The following is a 17,699-nucleotide window of genomic DNA, read 5'->3' on the forward strand; positions in this document are numbered from 1 at the left end:
ACACGGATACACTATGAACTATGCCCTGTAAAGCCCCCTTTTTGAGTTGAGGCTCTATTCGGGTGTGATGAAAATAGGGGGTTGGAGGTGGGGTTAAATAGTTTATAATGTAACCAATTGCGAAAGAATAGAGGGCGCCCCAACGATGTACGAACTGTTTGGTTTTGAACTTGCCGACTTCAAAGAGCTCTTCTATGTCTTTTGCCTGGCAGTGCTTGTTTACCGCTACATCACTGTCGGGCGAAAATACCCGCTCTTTGGAACCCGAAACAAAACAAGCCACTAGCGTGATAAGTGCGGTATGGAAGAAACAAGTCAGTCCTCCAGTAATCCTTGCGAGTATAGTGAGTTTGATGTCACAGACCCTCGATCTCTTGAATACTGGTATTCTCAAAGAAGTAAATTTTGAGATAGTAAAAAAATCCCGCCTTATGGAGGGCTTGTGGGTGAGCTCCGATAGGCTAGAATGTGTTCAACAACTAGAAATAAGAGGTACACAATGGCTAATTTTCTGTATTGGGATTACCTAGTATGGTTCTCTTATGCCGCTATGCCGGTTGTGATTTTTTTTATTATTTTGTTTAAGCATAAAGGAAAATCTGCAAATTCAAATCCGGAAGAACTGAAAAGTTCGAGTCTACGGTCAAAAAATCACATAAAAAATGAAAAATCAGAAGGACTTGACTCTACAACTATTTTCCAAAACGAGCGTATTATTGACGATTTTGACCCAACAGACCCTTTTTCACTAGCAAGTAGAATGAATCAGCATCTTCACGAATATCCTGAGTCAAAATTTGATTAAGATTGCAAATATAAAGGGGCCAGTATTACCGGCCCCTTTTACATTCATCACTAATTCTTTCTATGCTTATCTAAAAAATCTTTAGTCATTTTAGTCCCTTCATTTACACCGATGTTACTAGGTAAACTTGCTATAAACTTAGGATATTCTGCCGCTACATCGGGCCCATATCGCGAATCATTAGCTAATGCTTTTTGTACTGATTCGGTAAGCATCTGATTTTGATCAGACATCCTGGTAAATTTCTCATCATTTATACCAGCGTTAACAGAAGCACTATCAACAGCCTGACTTAACTGTATGTTATTACTGATATTACTGATAAGTGAGCCCGGAGCTCTATTGTTCGATATACCCATTGCATTCGGCACGTTTCTTTGCGAACCAATGTCTGGAACCAGTGCATTCCCACCAGGGATAATACCCGCAACACGTTGTGCTAAATCTGAAGCTACTTCATGGCCAGGAATAGCGTCTCCTGTCTTTTGAAACGCAGCGGACGCCTTATCCATGGGATGTTCGCTTGCCCCGTTATTTTCACGCAACTCCTTACCAAGCGATGAGTCAGCAGATCCGGTAACTGGTCGGCCTGTTGTTCCAGTACCATTAACTTCAGCACTAATTACATCCTTAAGACCACCACTAAAGCCATTATTTTTTCCGTCAGCGGCTTGTCGAACTATGCGTTCAACTCCAGCCTCGGAGAGATTACTTCCGGTTATTTGATTGTATTTTTCTCTATAGGCATTGCTCTCAGCTAAACTCTGCTCTCTTGCGGTTCCTATTTGATTATTGGCGTTGGCAGCATGCAGTGCAGCCTGGGCCAGCGCGCTTTCAGCATCGCTGGTTCTGTCACCTGATGATCTAAAGGTATCAATGCTTTTAGGGGGTTCTTCTGTCTGCAAACTTTGCATAGTCTGTTGTGTACTAGCTTTGTAATCGCTTGATTTAGGATCTCCCAGAACGAGAGACTGCGCTTTGCCTGTTGTGGCATCAGCAGCGTCTCCAGCTTGTTTCGCACTTTCGTATGTTTCTTTTGGAGAGCCTACCGGCATATTTTCTCTAATATAATTGAGCTTGTCTCTATCACCAGAGGAAAGAACACGCGATGCCCCCTTTCCAGCTTCATCTTCAACATACTGGCGCCCATTGTTACCTGAAAGTGTTTGAGCAGATATGCCACCAATTGATGTGCTAGGTTGAACTCTAGCGGCTTCCTGGTGTTGTCCTAGATTAGAAGATGTCAGACCTCGCTGACTATCCATGCCACCGGTAATAGCTCCGGCTGAAGAGACACCTGATGTATCGGGCGCAGTTTGTGCCTGCTCTTGGTAGTTGGCATACTGTCCACCACTTCCCAAAGCCACAAATTGATCTAATTTTTCTGCTGCTGGTGAAAGAATTTGTTCATTGGCTCCCATCATGCTGACTGCATTTTTGAACATCGCAGATGTCTGTTTAATATCAGCCAGATTTTTGGCGACGGTTTCCCCGGATTCCATTTGAGTTTTAGCTTGCGCCTGGTCAAGTAATACCTTTGCAAAGGCATCATTACCATTTTTATCAGAACCGAGCGTGTTACTCCTGTTCATCATATCGCGTGTTGACTTCCACTGACCAGCTATCGCATCTGCATTAAGACCTGAAGCTGACGCCCAAGCTCTTACTGAATCCTCGGTTGCCGGTGTTCTCATGGTATCTGAGATCATATTGCCATCAATATTCAGACTGTTACTCATAGCCAGTTGAGATGCTTGTCCACCAGTTTTGTTGAATGCATTTGTTTCGGTATTACTAATAGACTGGCTATATTGGTCCATTTTCTGAGCGGCTTTCTGATATGTGTCAGAGCTACTAAAACCATCTTGTGTTACATTTGAAGCATACTTAGAAAGGTCACTTGAAAACGCACTACCTGATTTAAACATATTCTCAATATTGTCAGTCATCCCTTTTTTAGCAGCATCTGACAATTTTGAATCGCTGCTTATTTGCCCAAGAAGCGCACCTTTCAAGGCAGCCATGATTTTTCCAGGCATAACACCTGCTACACCTGCTGATTTTCCTGTACCTAAACCAAGCTGCGCTGCAATATCCCCACCGGCCTGAAGGGTTGCTGCCATTGCCTTCCCTTTAATTGCATCACTTGACATTCCAACATTAGAACCGATCCCATTACTTATACCTGTTGCTATATCTTCCACAAGTTTCTGCCCGCCTTGCGTCGTTATGGAAGCGTTTTGAGAATGCTGCCCCTGAAAAGCTGACGACCATGCCTCACTTAGACCTTGACTCGTCATTCGCGTTGACTGACGCGTCGTGCCAATATCATTCCTACCTGCTGCAGAAACAGTATCCTGCAAGTTATTGCCAAGTGACAGAGAGGGCATAGAACTACGAACGGCTGCATTCAGAAGCCCGCCTGATGACATACCGGCACCGGTTGAAGTGGCTGCGGTGTGTGTCTGGTCACCAAAGGACTGTTTACCCGCATTACCCGCCGACCACACTTCTGGTGTGACATGGCCAGTATTGGCAGGAGCATCCGGCGTGACATTTTTCAACGCTCCCATCATCGGGTGGATGCTGGTGGTCAACAGGAACAGTGTCAGCATCGGCACCATGCAATACAGCGCTGAAGCTACGGACAGGTAGCTCCCGTACGTCTCCTGAATACTTCCCATATTCGCCCAGTTCATAGTGGTCTGTACACCCAGCGATGACCATGTGTCAAACTGCTGATTTAATACCATTTTTACGTATGCATTGACCATGACCGCTGTTATCGGCCACATGTTAACGAAGACTATCAGTTGAAGGTATTTTGCAGCTGAAGTTATGCCTTCACCTCCCAGGAAGAGGATCGCAATCAGAGCAAAGGGCGCAACCATATAACTGAACATCTCGAGAAAACTGATTGCAGCGCCTGAGATGTTCAGCCAGAGTTGCCCCTGACTGACCATGGCGTTGGTACGTTTCATGCTCGCTTCGAAGAGTTGGTAATCTGCGGCGATACCCAACGACTTGCGATACTGCAGCACACCTTTATCTATTTGGTTGAGGACAAAAGCCCCTGTGGTGATATCGTGAGCCTGACCAGCGCTTCCAAAAAGCGAAGACGCCACACCTTGCAGAAAGTCACTTTTTTGTCCGGTTTCTTCTTTAGCCGGTTCAATAAACTGATTCATCTGCCCTATATGTTTCATGATAGATACGCCCTGTGGCGAGGCGAACGAAGCTTTTACCGCCGCCCAGGCATCCGTACACGACGCATACTGCAAACCTGTAGATGTCACCATGGGGACGCTGGCCGTCTTCAGGCTGTTGGCCGTCATTGAATCCATCACGTTCATTACTGACGCAAGATCTGTGGCATAGATTTCATTCAACGCCACGCCTCTGAGTGGCGTATTGACCTCTGAGTCCTGGGTCGTTTTAATACAATCGCGTGCAATGGACTGGATGATTCTGCATACATCAAAGGTGACAGGTTTTTCGCTCCCGCTCATCGTATTCGGGAAAGCCTGACAGAATCCACTGGATTCCCCACCCCACTCCATATATTTGACCATTTTGGTCATTGGACCCAGCGTCAGGCTGTCATCGAGCGTGTCAGTGACCTGGCCCACCGGCGTAAGCGGGTCAAACGCTGCTCGCCAGTCCGTAATGAGCCCGTGCAGTAATCCGGTAGTCAGTTCACCGGTTGACGCGATAAATAACGGAACATCGTCTATGTTCCTGACTTCCCCCGTTTTAACCGATTCCAGTGTGACATCAGCTTTAATGACCGCGATGGAATAGAACAATAGCCCCATGATCCAGGAGAAGATCGGGACATCGTTTTTTGTGGGGGCAAGAACCCATTTCATTGATTTATAGAAGAGTCCAATTGCTGCTGCATATGCAGCAAACCTGAGCCATTCATTGGAGCCATGAGAGGAAAAAATCAGCGCGATCCCGTTAAAAGCCGTATAAACAAAATCGATATCACCAATGGTATAAATAGTGTAATTACTCATATCAGCCACCATTCCCGCTATCGCCATAGGTCCGTTTTTTAACGTATGCCATATCCCAGTAAGCCAGGACCGTTTTTTCCTCAGTGTTCTGTATGGACTGAACCTCTGAAGCGCTGCGGATCTGGTTTCTGAAGGTTTGGTTTATTTTTTCTAGTTGGTCCTTAAACGATGCCATTGCCTCTGAAGGCAAAGTCATATTCGTCATTTTATTCTGCACACTACTCAGCAACTCTATTGTGAAGTTTTTGGCCGCGATCGTACTGATATCATTGATGTATTGAACCCCCTCAGCAGCTGACAAGGTCTGAAGAGTCGGAATGATGTTATTAACACCTAACATACTGATAAGTTTACGTTGGTCTTGCGTCAACTCAGTGTCATTCCTGACAGCCCGCTGAATTTCGAGTAATGTTTCAATAATGGTTTCAGAAAGACCTTTAAATTGTATAGAGTCCTGACGCATTTCAAGACACTGTGCTTTTCTGTTACTACGTAAATCAGGTGTTGGGTTACAAACATTTAATTTAACGTTGCCGGATCCTGTCCCCTTTATGAAATCAGCGGCTTTCATCGTAGGTGGGATCGGTGTTATCGCTGAATTTTCTCCATTACTATCCCAGCTGACGATAAGTGTTCCTGTAAGCGACATTATTTGTTCTGCAAGTTTGTAACCTGTTAATTCAGTCACGCCCCCCACATTCATATTGCCGTTATCAATGCTCATGAATCCTTGGTAAACAATATTCCCTGCATATTTCTCTTTAAAGGCATCAGGATCTTTTGCATAGTTCTTTTTGTTGACTTCACTGGCAGGCTGACTCATGGTGCTACCAAAATCCGGGAATATACCTGATACCATGGAGTCAACAGCGCCACCGCCGAGCCCTATTTTCTCAGTAAACTCCTGAGGTGTACCCAGCCCGTTTTGCAAAAACTCATAGGTTGCGTTACAGCTGTCTTTGGCAAATTTGTTCAGTGCTGCGAGCTTGTCCTGAATGTTGGCAATGATTGCTGCGCAGTCGGCACAGATTGCCGATACTGCCGTGTTAAAAGCATATACCGCTGACCCCTGCGCAATACCGCGTCCAATCTGCACAAGCTGATCACCATTGATCATGCTGAAACTGCCGAGGAAAATATCGATGCCGTTACACCCGACGCTGGCTTTCGGGAAACTGACATTGACGAGGTTGGTATTCACCTGAGGCTGGCGGTATGAGAAACTCCCCCCAACAGCTCCGACACGTGATGCCGTTCTTACGGAAGCGGGATCTGTTGAAGCCACCATGCCTTTAAATATGCCCTCCATGACGTTGGCAGCATGGACCTGCTGCATGGAGAACACACCAAAGAACATGGCCGATAAAAGTAACTTTTTCATGAAAGTTACTTTTGGAAAATCAGTAGCCACTTAAGCCCCCTTCACTTTCTGAAATACCGGTATTAACCCGATCGGTTGTTGGCATGTCGTACCCGCTAAGTTTTTCATCCATTATGTGCTGAAGCAGATAAGGATCCTGTTCATAGCGCTCTTTGTTCACGGTCAGGACATCTCTGTCGCCAATGGCATATTGTTTCTTAATATCGAGCGTGTTCTGGAATGTCGCTTCGTCGAGAAGGTTCATACCTCTGGCCGCAAGAATAATCGTATTTTTCAGTTCGTCAGCGGAAACCAGACCGGTACTGACTCGTGTAGCCTGAGAACCATCATTGGACATGAGATAAATAGTGGGAACTTCTGTGATGGCGTATTGCTTAATCATCTCCATTGTTGCCCGTCCATAACGGGGAAATAAACCATTGTGAAGAGGTCGCCCGTCTATACTCACCGGCATAATGTCAATGTGATAATAGTTCTGCATGAAATTCAGTATCTGGCTTTGCTCGTGACAGTACGCACAGGTACTCTGGAAAAAGAAAAACAATCCACCTTTCTGAAAGATGGAGGTAAGTGCTTTTTGCTGATTTTCCTCAAGTCCTGCACGGTGTGCATTTAACGCGACAGTTTCGGTTGGCTGTCGTCGTTTTTCTGACATCATCGGGTTATTAAGGAAATAGTCGCGGGTCCGGTCAGAGAAACGGGTGGCAATATCCAGCATTAAACGTTGCGCAGTATAATAGCGGGACAGGTTTTCGTTGGTCGGGTTATCCATTGCCGCATAACGAAGATTCAGCAGGTTTTCTTTTAGCCAGCGTGAATCGAGCTTAAGCTCTTCTTTTTTGTCCTGAGACGGCGACCCCGTTAATGGCTGTTGCGGTTGGTCTTCTTCATCTTTTACCGGTTCTTTATCGTTATACCAGAAGAAACCTTTTTTCAGGGATTGTCCCGAAACAAAAGGTGTGTTCTCAACTTTCTGCGTATCCGCCAGGCTCATAGTGGAAAGCACCAGCAACGAACTAATGGCTGCTTTCAGGATAAAAGTTTTGGTGTTCTGCATATGCTACCCCTCGATGGTTAGCATTATCATCCCATAAAAAAAAATCCGTTTTCTTCTATAAGGAAGATGTTCTGTACGAAATCTGAAATTTTTCTTGAGGGGTGTTGGGATGCAATGTCGCCGGATCATGAATCATCGGGAAAGCCAGAAATGAGTAACTCCAGGTAACGGGTTTACCTGTAACATGACTATTCAGTAAAACCACCTCAGTTATACGCTGAATGTTTAAGCCTGTGAATTTACGGAATGTTAAACAATAAACGGGAGGATAGATTCCTGATCCACGAACACATTGACCTTCAGTTGGTTAAAAAGGTCAACGCCAGAAAGTAAAAGATAATGAGGAAGATATAACATGACCCCGTTCAGGTACGCCTGGTAATACCCGGCGATTTAAATCTGGACACGGTTTCTTCTGCCTGCATCAGGAGTGACAGCTGATGCGAAAGATTACATTTTCTGGCAGTGAGTATTTTCTCAACTCTCGCCTTACGGTCAGGGTTTTTTATCATCCGGAGAAAACGGGATGGGCCCGAAAGATATTCGGCCAGACGAATGCTGACAGCATCTGGACTGGCTGAAAACATGGCTTCCAGCTCTTTATCAAACCTGATTTTTCCGGATGGACAGGTAGTCCTTTTTAACGGTGCAAGTTCCTGAACAAGTTGCAGGATATAAGCAGGAAAATGGTTTTTAAGGTCGCCAGTTTTTAACTCTGTATGAATGACAGGCAGGAATAAATAAGAGGCACAACGGACATGAAGGTCAGGAGAAATCGCACGCAGGCGATTATGGATGCTGTCGGAAAGATCAAAAAACCCCTGCTCATCTGACGGTGTCGTTATTCCCGTCGATGCAAACGCGATATGGCAGATGGTGCTTGCCGTGTGTAAAAGCTGATTTTCCATGTAATCTTAATTACTTTTATTCAAAGGGAACTAAGGACTGAGAATAACGCATAATAGCAACTTTGCATTTTTTTGCGCTACATGTCGGGCAGGAATCATACCTGTCCGGCGCATGTATGAAGGGCTTTTTACATACCAGGCAATAGTCTTTATAGTCAGCTTCCGACATCCCGTTGAGAACTTCGACAATCCTGTTGACCTTGAGCGGGTAGTATTCCGGCGTATAGCCCGTGTTAATTAACAAATCAACAAGTGCATTAAAATCCATTTCTCTGGTTGATTCTGTAGGATTTTGAGGGTCATATCCGAAAATATGAATAGCATTGTTTACAACGACATTTGACAGCAACATGGCGGATTTTTCACCGAGCCATTTACCTACCCCTTTTCTTGTATTTATCCCTTTGGGGTACTCCAGGCTGTCGGCAACTTTACGACCATACAAATGTGTTATGGTATATTTATTGGCATCAAATTCTATTAACTTTATGGCACTTGCCAGACTATTTAGCTGGCTTACCTCGCTCTTTTTAAAGCCCATTATCCGCATTCTCCTTAACGTGTACCTGGTCCGGTTCTGTCGACCGGCAGGAAAAACCACTTCATGTTTTCAGAAAAGTTACTTTTCAGCGAAGCACGCTCGGATCCTGTTATTCACCAACATGAATGAACCGTAATCAGGTTACCATATCAATGAGTGAAGCCAGTTAACTCATATAGCATCCAGAAACCGCTAAAATAACTTTAGCTTCTCATATGAATCTTTAAGAGCAAATTCTACCCGTAAGTTTTCCATATTTTCCCTTGGAATGAAACCCTCCAGAACATCAGCCATAATCTCGTAACCCCATGCATATACTTTGTGATCACGTCGTCCGGTATCATAGGTTATAAACCGGGGGAAAAGAACCACATTTGTCACCTCCACAAAGGCGGACATCTCTGTATCGAGGAGCATCTGAAAAGCGTCATTAGACAGGGCCAAATAAGCCCTGACATAAGCCGGTTTAAATCTGGCCAGATTCCATAGATTGACCAGGAAATTCATCTGTATAGAGACGATATTTTTCCTGAATAACTCAAGGTCGATGGGTTTATAAACATACTGCTTCCCGCTCAATAATTCGCATGGCTCATTTGGTTTCATCTCGGTACTGTCAAAAGGTCTGCCGTACGTTTCAAACTTCAGTAACTGAGAGTCATCCAGAATTAATTTTATTAACTCACCCCATAAAACAGGTTTCCCGTTGACACGGGGAACTAGCAGGCTACCTGGCCTGGCTTCTGACAGGGCAATTCTATTTAGACGCGCATCAGTGGCGGGATGGAAAAAACGCTCCAGCAGGTTGTCCGGTATATAGCGGTAGTCCGACGCGAGATCACGAGGCAACACACTGAGTAGTTTTTTCTGACTACGTATCAACTGCAACTCCGAGCGCAGAAACGCCTTAATGACCGTGTCAGTCTGTACGTTGGGTTGTACGTCCATACGCTCTCCAGGATACTTTTAAATCGCGCTACTTAGGTTACTGAAAGAGGTTTTATTATATCATAGCAATCCGAGGGAGTGTAGAAAAGGGTTAATCACAAATAGTATAAAGCCCTATCTTCGTTTTAGTTCCTTGTGCAAGAACATCCGAATTTTCACCAATATCATTAGGCACTTTTTTGAAAAAACCGTCGATAAGCGACATCTTTCATTGGTATCTTTTTTGAAAAAAGGTACCAATGGGGAAAAATCTTCATTTGTAACTTTTCCCGGAATAGTGACCAATGGACAACAGATTTTCATGCTCCATCATTTGTAACTATTATGCAAAAAGTTACTTATGTATAAGGGTAACTATTACTGGTTCGCAAAAAAGTTACTTTTCCATCTCCACGGTTGCAAGGAGTGGTTTTACGGGAGGTGGAACGCACACTTTGTTGGGCCTCAGGCAGAGGTTGCTGGTCATGCTCACAAGAAAGTTACTTTTTTGCCGACGACATGTGCACAAAAAAAATTTTAAAAAAAAATGCAAACACCCTTGTTAGTTCAGAAAAATCTTTTGGGATTCCTGTAGTCTGTGAGAATGGAGGAGTTGATATGAACCCGATAATTACGGCACATCAGGAAATCGTTATCGAAAACTCGGTTCGCTATATCGAGTTACTGAAATCAGAAGCGACAAAAATTCTGGATGAATACTGGGAGACCTGGAAGGCACGAAACCAACTGATATCCCAGACCACGTATGCAAACGGGGGGAAATTCATGCCCGGTCGATTCGCACCGGTGTTTAAAAAGGTCGGCTCATCGCAAAAGCTGACAATTGTATGGAAAGATTTTTCGCCCAGGTTCAAAAACAAAATTGAACATCATGGCGTGGTTGTTAAACCAAAACTCGGAGGATACAGCGTTAGTTGTTTTAAAAATGCCCTGGACTGGGAACTGGAGATGATCCTGGAAACAGAAAACAAAATTAAACCGATCCGTGAACTACTCGCGGAATACCATCAACGAAAACTGGCCGACATCAAAAGACTGGAAAAACTGAAGAGGTTAATATAATGGCTGACAACGCATCCCCAAAAACTGAACCGCGCAATCAACGTAACGCTGGCAATAACCGCCCGTTAGGGATGGTCATTTCAAAATTAAAGCCACTTTCAAGTGAGTTCTATACGCACTTTCATGAAAAAAACAGAGCCTGCCTGCGCCAGTTTAACGCCATTTCCAATGCAATTTATAATATTTTCCGGCTTGTAGAAGGTGACCAGGCGACAAGCACTAAAGTTCAGAAATGGCTCTCCGGTGTTTACGATGAACTGTCGGGTAATGTAAATACCTTCAAAGAGCAGATTGACAAAAATGTCGCCAGACTGCCTCTGGATGATTCATCATTCGAAGGGTTTGACTATGGTGAATTTGAAATTCGCTGGAACCACCCAATGACCTATAAATTGCTGGATATTATCCAGACCATCAACGTCCTGACACGTCAGGCACATCAGTTGTGGTTATACGGTCAGATATCACAACAGGTTCATGACCGAATTATCCTGCAACTCCTGAGCTCACTGCGGGTTGCGATGGACAACATCACTAAAATACTGAACGCTGAAAACCGCGTGAATGGAAAATACGACGCATTGCCATTCATCCAGAGCATTAAGCGGTTTAAATCGGTGGAACTTTATATTGCCAGTCTCGAAACTAAAGCACCTGTTCAGTCCGGCCACAGTAACAGTTCTGCTGATGCTGGCAGTGAGCCGACATTAAAACCAGAAGAAGCAGCTGGCTCCGGTAAACCATCTGACAAAACACAGCCTTCTGCCACTCCTGTTTCGGTACAATAACTCACAGGTTGATATGAGTATTATATCCAGGCTTTTTTTAAAAATTAGGGTCGCCCTCTTCGGAGGGCCTGACCACGATATTATTTTTGATACAGATGATGAGTACGATATCCCGCACACGCCTAACAAGGATGTGCAAAGCTATCTTGATTATCCAAGCAAGCCTGCGGGTATAACACTCTTTTCAGAGCGTGAGATTCTATCTGTACATGCTAACCGGTTACAGGAAATTAATATGTATATCGGTTTGCCAAATTCAGACCTGAGTGAGGAGGCATATACCTTCACTAATCTGGTCATTAAACCATTGTATGAATATACACGTTGGATACATCTTTTACCTGCGTCTGAAAACCATCACCACGCCGGTACAGGGGGTCTGTTAACGCACAGTTTAGAAACGGCTTTTCTTGCTTTAAAATTCGCGTACAGTACGGAATTACTCCCCATTGGTCTGCAGGATGAAGAACAGACCCGTAAACGACGTTATCTATATGCGGCCTTTATTTGCGGTCTTTTTCATGACGCAGGCAAAATATTTGATGTCGACGTTATTTCGTCCACCCCTGGTGTTAAAAGCACATGGCGTCCGCTCTCGTCCAGCCTGATGGACTGGGCAAAGTCAAACCGTATTTTTTCCTATGAAGTTATCTGGCGCAAAAGGCAGGCTAACGAGCATTCCGTGCGGGCACCTGTATTCCTGGAACGCTGCTTAAACGATACGTGCCTTAATTATTTGAGCGACGTAGTCAAAGAACGGTTGTACGATAAAATGCTGTCGGCATTGGGTAATTATACAACCAGTGATGATTTTATTTCTCGTTGCATGAGAACGGCCGACTGGCATTCCACCGGCACCGATACCAGCTACCGGTATGATAAACAATCCGGTATTCGGGCCTCTGATACTGCTGCACGTGCCATCGCGATTCTGAAAGACAACATCAGTACTCTTAATATCAATGGTTTCGACTCATCGTCAGTAAGACATGACAGAAACTCACCGCCTCCGGTACATATTATGATTATCGGTGGCTCTGTTTACATCAACGAACATGCGGCCCTTGATTTCATCCTGAATCAGTTTAAACATCTTGGGATTAACTTCCCGGATGGCGATCTTGGCCGCAAAGCATTAACCGACCTTCTTTTAAGTGGGGGCTATATAGAGCCATACGGTGAACAACGGGTTGCTCACTTTTTCCATCGCGGTGACTTTACGGAAAATGACATACAACGAATGTTTGATGAGGGTATCAAAGGCCTGAGCTGGTTCTCTCTCTTAAAAATAAAATGGGTTGGTTTTCTGTTCAAATACGATATTCTGCCCGAAAGTACGCCTGGTATTTTCAGTATTAATGAGACTAATGACTATGTTTTTGTCGACCGCAAGGGGAATGACACGCTTTATGTACGCCCTCTTTCGCATGGTACTAAATCAATCCGTCTTGGAATAACTCAAACCACTGATAACGCTTCAGTCTCTACGGCTGACACACAACGCGCAGCGGAAAATAACAGTACAGTTTCAGATACTGATAATACTGCTGATTCTGAAAATGAAGAGGCGACTTCCGGTGAGAATCAGCAGGCTCAGGAAAACACTAACAAAACATCCCTTACAACAGATGCAGCTGAACCTGAGACAGAAGCACGTGATTCTAAAAAATCTGTTAAAACCCGCCGAAAAAAAGGTGAAGTGAGTTCTGATGAGTACATTTCCAGACTCCTGCATCAGTTCAAAAATAATGCCATTAATGCTAATGAACTGGCTTTAATCGATGGGGTTCTGTATGTATCAGAAACTAATATACGTTCCATAGCTCCGCTTGAAGAGCCGCGCTTAATGGAGACCGGTCTTTTTGTTCTTTCTTTACGGTCAGGAAGTCTCGATGAAGAATTCAGTATTCCGTGCAATGACGGGAAACGATATGTTCAGTTAAATGACGAAGTATCGCTTGTCCAGTTACGTCATCAACCTGATATTAGAGAGGTTGAGATGCTGCCTTTGCTTTCTGCAGATTTATTTGGTGGGGTTAAGACTGATGATGAAGGGGTGTCTTTCACTTTTCCGCCGCAACTGGCTAAGGTGAATCCTGAGCCACTCCCTCCGGAACGTTATGAAGAGCAGGCACCTGAACTGAATCGAACTGAACATGAACCGACTGACATACCATCAACGGAATATCCCGATGCGCAGGAAGATGATGTTGAACAATTCTGGGTGGATTACGCTTCATATTCATACGGTGATGACTGTATTAACAGTGAGACAGGCCCGATAAATCAAACCTGCGAGAGCGCTGATGTTGATGTAGCACAGGACAAAAAGTCACTTTCAGATCGTACGCCGGATAATAGTACCTCTGTTCACGAACTCCCTCCGGCAGAGATGGAGCATGATTTCGAGCTAACGGAAGACGAAGTGCAAGAGGAAGATTCTGTTGAGGGGGTCGTTGACATTAACAGCGATTTTGAAGCGCTGTTTGCCCGTCAGAGTCAAATTATCACTGATCCGGCTGTCGTCATTGCACACAGCCTTGAGCAGTTAAAATCCAGTACTTCACCAGATCAGCAGCAAGTTGAAACCAGTAATAGTGATACGCTTTCATCCGATATCGACACGATTATTACTCTCTTAAATCGTGTCAGGAACAATAACAATTCTGCTCATGTAAGAGTATTGCTACGGGTGGTTTTGGTAACTGATATAAATCTTTGCATCCGTCTTCGAATTCTAGATGATGTCGGATCCTGGGGTTTTAATCAGGAAGAAATCGGTCAACTCAAACTATCACTGTCTCATTTCCCTGTAGCCTCGCTAAAGGTCACGATAGGCCAACCAATTCGACACTACATGATACGCCTTAGTGACCTTCAACAAGGTGCTCTGCGCAATAACATTTTCTACGAAGAATTTATTTCGTTTTTTAATCATCAGGAAGTAAGCCATGAAACGTAGAAGCCGTAACAATCTCCATACGCAGGAAATGCTCTACCGCCCTGCCCTTGAATTTCGTTCAGCGCTAATACTCATACTTTTTTCTGCTTACGTGCTGATAGACTCATGGACCAGTAAGTACGGTATCAGTGAAATACCCTTCTATTGCTCTCTGGGGTTAATAGCGATGGCAGGATGGAGGGTATGGCACGGGGTACCGGTCTTCATAGCTCACTGGCGATTATTTCATCGCACGATGGATTTTTTATCACTAGAAGATTTTCGAATGATTAATAATGCACATTTTTTTGCTGATGACCGTAAATATCAGAAACTGGTCAGTTTGCAGGAGTCTGGTGGAGCACCATCGAAGAAAAGTGTTTACAAGCTCCTTCGTAAGAAAGAAAAGATTGTGATCCCCCAGCGTACAACGTTTCTGTGCAATGGTTTCAAATGGGGACCGGAGCACTCTGAACGTACCTACCAGGTGCACAACCTTTCCAGTGATATGCATGAGGTGCAGTTACCGTTTATATTGAATCCCGTTACCCGTCACTATCGAAAACTTGCCTTCGACCTGGGCGGGAATTATGCGATTTTCGGCGTTGATAAAAAAATCCCGATATTCGTCAATGAAGAAAATTTCTTTGGCCATACTCTTATTACAGGAAACGTAGGTACCGGGAAAACGGTTCTCCAGCGCCTTCTTTCCAGTTCAATGCTACACCTTGGACACATCGTTCTCGTTGTTGACCCTAAAAACGACTATCAGTGGCAGGAAGGGTTAAAGGAAGAATGTGAAAGTCTTGGTAAGCCTTTTATGCATTTTCACGCAGGCAATCCTTCAACGTCTGTATCTTATGATGTCAGCGCTAACTATGTTAAGGATACAGACCTTTCCGCCCGTATTATGAGCATTATTTCAGGTACTGAAGGAGGTGAAGATCCGTTCGTGCGTATTGCAGAGGGGCTTGTCACAACGGCGATAGGTGCCCTGAAACTGGGTGGTACAAAACCGACTATCCAGAATATTTACTACGCCATACGCTCTAAACAGGATCTCTTTGTTACCACTCGTAACGCTCTCAGGGGTTTTTATACTTACCATCTCGGGGCTGACTGGCATTTAACTGTTCAGGTATCTCCAAATCTTACTTTTGCAGACGAAATCGAAAAGCTGAAAGAATATTTCCACTGCAACTACTTTGAAGACAATTCTCCCAAAAACATGCATGGCATGGATACGGTTCTGGAATGTTTTAAATACATCTCCGGCGATGAATCGCACTATTACAAAATCACTGCCAGCCTGATGCCTATGCTCAAGCGATTGTCCCAGACCCCTATGGATATATTGCTTTCGGCGAACGATGTCGAGAACCCTGAGCGTAACATCGTTAACAGCCATGGACTCTTTAACAGCGGTGGCGTGCTTTACATTTCGCTGGACGGCCTGTCTGATCCGGCAACAGCACGGGACCTCTCCCAGCTGATTACTTCTGATATTGCCGCTGAGGCGGGTAGTCGCTATAACACAGCATCTGATTTGTCCACTGTGCCCAGGGTTTCCATATTCATTGATGAGGCTCATCAGGCAGTTAATATGCAACTGATTAACCTTCTCGCCCAGGGACGCGCGGCCAAGATCGCATTGTTCATCTCTACGCAGACCATTTCTGATTTTGTATCGGCCACCAGCGCCGATACTGCTGACCGTTTAACGGGCCTTTGCAACAACTACATTTCCACACGTGTTACTGACGCGAAGACTCAGGAGCTTGTTCTGACCAAAGTCGGCCAGACTAATGTCTCAATGAACCAGGTCACTTACACCACCAGTGCTGGTACAAAACAGTCACATACAGATTTCAATGGTTCCATTTCCGAGCGAAAATCGACAACGATGGTAAATGCTATACCACAGGAATTACTGTCGATGATCCCAACCCTTCACTTCATCGCCTGCTTACAGGACGGGCGTAAAATTGTGGGCCAGATGCCTATAACCGTGCCGGGCAAATCAATGCGTAGGTCAACAACCGTCTTTGATATGGTAACGACTTCGCCCTACAAACTAAAAATGAGACGCAATCTCAATGTGGAAGAAATACTTAGCAAATCACAGAAGGTGGGCTAACTATGGAATGCAAACAGGTATCAAGGGAATCGTTATTCGGTATGAATTCCTCCCAGCCCAAATACATTTCACGTGCAACCAAGACACTGAAACTGTATGGCATAGATGTTGATGACGAAGGCCTGCCGGAACTACTGTCACGTTATGCGAAGAAGCTTACTGGTGACATTTGTAAGGTCTACGCCCAATACACGGTTGATAGTCTCGACGTGCTGGCCCGCACGCTGGCGGAGTTTTTTATTATCCGTTATGCGGTGACTATCGTTACGCACGATGATACTGAGGTCACCTGCAACTGGTCTGTATCCCAGGGCCCTTTTACCGAGTGGCTCAAGGAGCAGCTGAGTAACTGCATGGCGAAGAGCCACACGGTTGAAGTGCAGATTGATAAAAATCAGGAACGCATGGCTTTTATCCAGCTCAATGCCGAGCGTCTTGGCTGGTACCTGCTGCCTGAGTTTATTGATATTGCAGGCTTCCTCCCCGTTTTCCTTGAGATGCCTGAACAGGTTGAATACCAGGTTATGCGGCGCAAGCGACACGGTAAGGTGCCAGACATCCACCAGCACGATCTGGGGATTTTCGAAGAGGATGCTTTGATATCCGGTTTGAAAGAAAAGTTACTTTTCTGGAGTGGCAACCTGAGCGATCCACAGGATGAATACACGTCTCTTTTCAACCGTGTTATAGATCTTTCCATTCTGGGTAACCGCCACCAGCCCGCGATGTACCGTAAAAGCAGCATTATTCAGTCGTTCCTTGATGAATTTTCCGCCTCAGTGCTGACTCTTCCCGTTCGCTTCAACGACGATACCCTTATCGCACTCTGGACGCCATGGGCAGAGCCCTTTAGTCAGTTCTCGCGCTTGCGGCCGGTTGAAGAAGATATGGTATACACGCCAACCCCGGGACAGGTGCGCTGGAAAAATGAAGATGTTCGCAGAAAAGTAACTTTTTCTCTCATCTCCCGGTTAATCGCGTCGGATGACCTGGCGTGTTCGGGAATTCTTCACGGCTGGAAAAATCATTACCTCAACAGAGAAAGCAACATTCGCCTGGCAGCCCTTTGGGCAGAGCTGTTCACTAATAAAACTGACTGACAGAGGTGTAAA

At 44.9% G+C, this 17,699-nt stretch carries 12 protein-coding genes; 6 read left to right on the forward strand and 6 right to left on the reverse strand.

Annotated elements, in window-relative coordinates; translation table 11 throughout:
* Positions 1–499: 499 nt before the first annotated feature.
* Positions 500–805: a hypothetical protein gene (locus KB892_RS28725; RefSeq protein ID WP_004181922.1), complete on the forward strand. Its 306-nt coding sequence runs from the start codon at positions 500–502 to the stop codon at positions 803–805.
* Between the two features lie 50 nt (positions 806–855).
* On the opposite strand, the gene KB892_RS28730 is transcribed toward KB892_RS28725, so the two are convergent.
* The 6 genes from KB892_RS28730 to KB892_RS28755 form a co-directional block, all read right to left on the reverse strand.
* On the reverse strand, positions 856–4,824 hold the full coding sequence (locus KB892_RS28730) for a conjugal transfer protein TraG N-terminal domain-containing protein (protein WP_004196345.1): 3,969 nt from the start codon (positions 4,822–4,824) through the stop codon (positions 856–858).
* Position 4,825: 1 nt separating this feature from the next.
* Positions 4,826–6,235 carry a conjugal transfer protein TraH gene (locus KB892_RS28735; RefSeq protein ID WP_004026310.1) on the reverse strand — a complete coding sequence of 470 codons (1,410 nt, stop codon included), beginning with the start codon at positions 6,233–6,235 and terminating at the stop codon, positions 4,826–4,828.
* Positions 6,225–7,262, reverse strand: coding sequence for a conjugal transfer protein TraF (gene traF, locus KB892_RS28740; RefSeq protein ID WP_004196361.1), 1,038 nt, complete (start codon positions 7,260–7,262; stop codon positions 6,225–6,227). Before traF ends, KB892_RS28735 begins: the two co-directional genes overlap by 11 nt.
* Before the next feature lie 365 nt (positions 7,263–7,627).
* Complete coding sequence (locus KB892_RS28745; RefSeq protein ID WP_004196331.1) at positions 7,628–8,170, reverse strand: hypothetical protein; 543 nt, start codon at positions 8,168–8,170, stop codon at positions 7,628–7,630.
* 16 nt (positions 8,171–8,186) lie between these two features.
* On the reverse strand, positions 8,187–8,711 hold the full coding sequence (locus KB892_RS28750; protein ID WP_032438005.1) for a hypothetical protein: 525 nt from the start codon (positions 8,709–8,711) through the stop codon (positions 8,187–8,189).
* A gap of 192 nt (positions 8,712–8,903) precedes the next feature.
* On the reverse strand, positions 8,904–9,659 hold the full coding sequence (locus KB892_RS28755) for a hypothetical protein (RefSeq protein ID WP_004196341.1): 756 nt from the start codon (positions 9,657–9,659) through the stop codon (positions 8,904–8,906).
* A 597-nt stretch (positions 9,660–10,256) separates the two neighbouring features.
* Between KB892_RS28755 and mobI the strand changes: the two genes are divergently transcribed.
* The 5 genes from mobI to KB892_RS28780 are packed head-to-tail and all read left to right on the forward strand — an operon-like array spanning position 10,257 to position 17,687.
* Positions 10,257–10,721 (forward strand): conjugative transfer protein MobI(A/C), encoded by a 465-nt coding sequence (gene mobI, locus KB892_RS28760; RefSeq protein ID WP_004026319.1) that lies wholly within the window; start codon positions 10,257–10,259, stop codon positions 10,719–10,721.
* Positions 10,721–11,509, forward strand: a complete 789-nt coding sequence (locus tag KB892_RS28765; protein ID WP_004196318.1) for a hypothetical protein — start codon at positions 10,721–10,723, stop codon at positions 11,507–11,509. The genes mobI and KB892_RS28765 overlap by 1 nt, the downstream gene beginning before the upstream one ends.
* A 13-nt stretch (positions 11,510–11,522) precedes the next feature.
* Entirely contained in the window at positions 11,523–14,471 is a 2,949-nt protein-coding gene (mobH, locus tag KB892_RS28770; RefSeq protein WP_032438004.1) for a MobH family relaxase, read from the forward strand.
* A complete protein-coding gene (gene traD, locus KB892_RS28775; protein WP_032438003.1) occupies positions 14,461–16,587 on the forward strand; it encodes a conjugative transfer system coupling protein TraD in 2,127 nt (708 codons plus the stop codon). Before mobH ends, traD begins: the two co-directional genes overlap by 11 nt.
* Positions 16,588–16,589: 2 nt before the next feature.
* Positions 16,590–17,687, forward strand: coding sequence for a hypothetical protein (locus KB892_RS28780; protein WP_004181912.1), 1,098 nt, complete (start codon positions 16,590–16,592; stop codon positions 17,685–17,687).
* Positions 17,688–17,699 lie beyond the last annotated feature (12 nt).

Source organism: Klebsiella sp. P1927 (assembly GCF_018204675.1).
Classification (GTDB): Bacteria; Pseudomonadota; Gammaproteobacteria; order Enterobacterales; family Enterobacteriaceae; genus Klebsiella; species Klebsiella pneumoniae.

Excerpts from the sequence above, each read along its gene's own strand:
- KB892_RS28725 (WP_004181922.1), top strand. The coding sequence starts at position 500 with ATGGCTAATTTTCTGTATTGGGATTACCTAGTATGGTTCTCTTATGCC.
- KB892_RS28730 (WP_004196345.1), bottom strand. The coding sequence starts at position 4,824 with ATGAGTAATTACACTATTTATACCATTGGTGATATCGATTTTGTTTAT.
- traF (WP_004196361.1), bottom strand. The coding sequence starts at position 7,262 with ATGCAGAACACCAAAACTTTTATCCTGAAAGCAGCCATTAGTTCGTTG.
- KB892_RS28745 (WP_004196331.1), bottom strand. The coding sequence starts at position 8,170 with ATGGAAAATCAGCTTTTACACACGGCAAGCACCATCTGCCATATCGCG.
- KB892_RS28750 (WP_032438005.1), bottom strand. The coding sequence starts at position 8,711 with ATGGGCTTTAAAAAGAGCGAGGTAAGCCAGCTAAATAGTCTGGCAAGT.
- KB892_RS28755 (WP_004196341.1), bottom strand. The coding sequence starts at position 9,659 with ATGGACGTACAACCCAACGTACAGACTGACACGGTCATTAAGGCGTTT.
- mobI (WP_004026319.1), top strand. The coding sequence starts at position 10,257 with ATGAACCCGATAATTACGGCACATCAGGAAATCGTTATCGAAAACTCG.
- KB892_RS28765 (WP_004196318.1), top strand. The coding sequence starts at position 10,721 with ATGGCTGACAACGCATCCCCAAAAACTGAACCGCGCAATCAACGTAAC.
- mobH (WP_032438004.1), top strand. The coding sequence starts at position 11,523 with ATGAGTATTATATCCAGGCTTTTTTTAAAAATTAGGGTCGCCCTCTTC.
- traD (WP_032438003.1), top strand. The coding sequence starts at position 14,461 with ATGAAACGTAGAAGCCGTAACAATCTCCATACGCAGGAAATGCTCTAC.
- KB892_RS28780 (WP_004181912.1), top strand. The coding sequence starts at position 16,590 with ATGGAATGCAAACAGGTATCAAGGGAATCGTTATTCGGTATGAATTCC.